This window comes from Neoroseomonas soli (genome assembly GCF_018129065.1).
In the GTDB taxonomy this organism is placed as follows: Bacteria; Pseudomonadota; Alphaproteobacteria; order Acetobacterales; family Acetobacteraceae; genus Neoroseomonas; species Neoroseomonas soli.
In genome coordinates this window covers 1-1942 of record NZ_JAAEDM010000179.1, presented here as the reverse complement: position 1 = coordinate 1942, position 1942 = coordinate 1, and the positions used below count along the sequence as shown (strand labels likewise).

Genomic DNA, 1942 nt, shown 5'->3' with positions numbered 1-1942 from the left:
GTGCCCCCGCCGGTACGGGCTGCGAGGCCCTCGGCGCCGCCGTTGCCCGTGCAGGCGGTGGCGGCCGCGGCGGCGGACCCGGCGGCGCAGGCGGAACGCGCGCTGCTGGAACAGCTCCGCGCCCGTCGCGCCGAGATCGAGGCGCGCGAACAGGCGGTCGCGGCGCAGGAGGTGATGCTCCAGGCCGCGGAACGGCGCCTCTCGCGGCGCATCGAGGAACTGGCGGCATTGCAGCAGCGGCTCGAAGGCCTGGATCGCGCGCGCGGCGATCGCGAGGAAGCCGGCTGGCGTGGCCTCGTGCGGACCTACGAGACGATGCGCCCGCGCGACGCGGCGGCGATCTTCAACGACCTCGAGATGCCGGTGCTGGTCGAGATCCTCGACCGCATGGGCGAACGCAAGGCGGCCCCGGTGATCGGGGCGATGCGCCCCGAGCAGGCGCGGCTGGTGACGACGGAGCTGGCGCGCCACCGCGCGCGTCGGACAGCGGTGGACTGACAGGCAGAAGGCAAGGCGATGGACAGGAATATCAACGTCCTGATCGTGGACGACTACCGGACGATGCTGCGCATCATCCGCAACCTGCTGAAGCAACTGGACTTCAACAACGTGGACGAGGCGACCGACGGGCAGGAGGCGCTGGCCAAGCTGCGCGCCGGCAATTTCGGCCTGGTGATCAGCGACTGGAACATGGCGCCGATGACGGGGCTCGACCTGCTGAAGGAAGTGCGGGCCGATGCGAGGCTGAAGACCATGCCCTTCATCATGATCACGGCGGAGAGCAAGACCGAGAACGTGATCGCGGCGAAGCAGGCCGGCGTGTCGAACTACATCGTCAAGCCCTTCAACGCCGAGACGCTGAAGGAGAAGATCGAGAAGGTGCTCGTCCATGCCTGACGGCAGCCCCCCGGAGGATGACCGGATCGAGGCCGCGGTGCGCGCCGTGCTGGTCAGCATGGCGGGCGACCTGACGGTGAAGGAGGCGACGCTGCTGGCGGAGCTGGAAGGACTCGGCCGCACCATCGCGCGCGCCAAGGCGGAGATCGCGCAACTGTCGGTGGACGACATCACCGGCGCGCACATCCCTTCTGCCACCGACGAACTCGACGCCATCGTCGATCACACGGCGCAGGCGACGAACGAGATCCTGGACTGCTGCGAGGTGCTGGAACGCCTGCAGGCGGAAGTGCCGGAAGCCGCGGCGACGGCGCTGCAGGGCGCGGTGACACGGATCTACGAGGCCTGTTCCTTCCAGGACATCACCGGCCAGCGCATCGGCAAGGTGGTCGCGGCACTCAAGGCGATCGAGCAGCGGGTGGAGGCGGCGGTCGCCAATGCGTCCGGCCGCTCCGCGCCCGTGCCCGCCGCCGCTGCGGCGGCGAGGACGGAGGGCGAGGAACTCGCCAACGGCCCGCAACTGCCGGGCGGCGCGACATCCCAGGCCGAAATCGATCGGCTGCTGGCCAGTTTCGACTGATGCGCCGGCCGGCCGCTGCGCTGCTGGCGATGATGGCCCTCGGCGCGCCGGCGCTGGGGCAGGAAGTTCCGCGCGTGCCGATGCGCGTGGGCAGCCATGCGGATCACGGCCGGCTGGTCTTCGATTGGGCATCGCGCGTGCCCTACACGGTGGAGCAGGAAGGCGAGCGCGTGGTGCTGCGCTTCGCCGAGCCGGCGCGCATCGACCTCGACGCGGCGCGCCGCCCGCCGAGGAATGTTCTCGGAGTGGCGGAGGACGACGGGGCGGTGGTGATCCGCGCCGCGCCGGGCGCACGCCTGCGGCATTTCCGTCTGGGCAATCGGGTGGTGGTGGATCTCCTCGATGCCGCACGGGGCGAGGCAGCGCAGCAGGCGACCGAGGCGCCGCCTGCGCGTCACGCGCCACGCAATCGGCCGGCAGCCCCCGATGCTGCGCCGGCTCCGCCGCCGCCTGCGCCGGCCGCCC

At 71.4% G+C, this 1942-nt stretch carries 4 protein-coding genes; all 4 read left to right on the top strand.

Going from position 1 to position 1942, the window contains the following annotated elements:
* On the top strand, positions 1-498 hold a 498-nt coding region (locus GXW76_RS25250), incomplete at its 5' end, for a MotE family protein (RefSeq protein ID WP_408904413.1).
* Positions 499-516: 18 nt separating this feature from the next.
* Entirely contained in the window at positions 517-897 is a 381-nt protein-coding gene (locus GXW76_RS25245; RefSeq protein WP_211864895.1) for a chemotaxis response regulator CheY, read from the top strand.
* The gene (locus GXW76_RS25240; protein WP_211864894.1) at positions 890-1477 is read left to right on the top strand and encodes a protein phosphatase CheZ; all 588 of its coding nucleotides are present in this window, start codon (positions 890-892) and stop codon (positions 1475-1477) included. Before GXW76_RS25245 ends, GXW76_RS25240 begins: the two co-directional genes overlap by 8 nt.
* A partial coding sequence (locus GXW76_RS25235; protein ID WP_456307124.1) for a hypothetical protein occupies positions 1477-1942 on the top strand: 466 nt, incomplete at its 3' end. The genes GXW76_RS25240 and GXW76_RS25235, both read left to right, overlap by 1 nt.

What these genes read in the sequence shown, in the direction of transcription:
- GXW76_RS25245 (WP_211864895.1), top strand. Translation starts at nt 517, where the DNA reads ATGGACAGGAATATCAACGTCCTGATCGTGGACGACTACCGGACGATG.
- GXW76_RS25240 (WP_211864894.1), top strand. Translation starts at nt 890, where the DNA reads ATGCCTGACGGCAGCCCCCCGGAGGATGACCGGATCGAGGCCGCGGTG.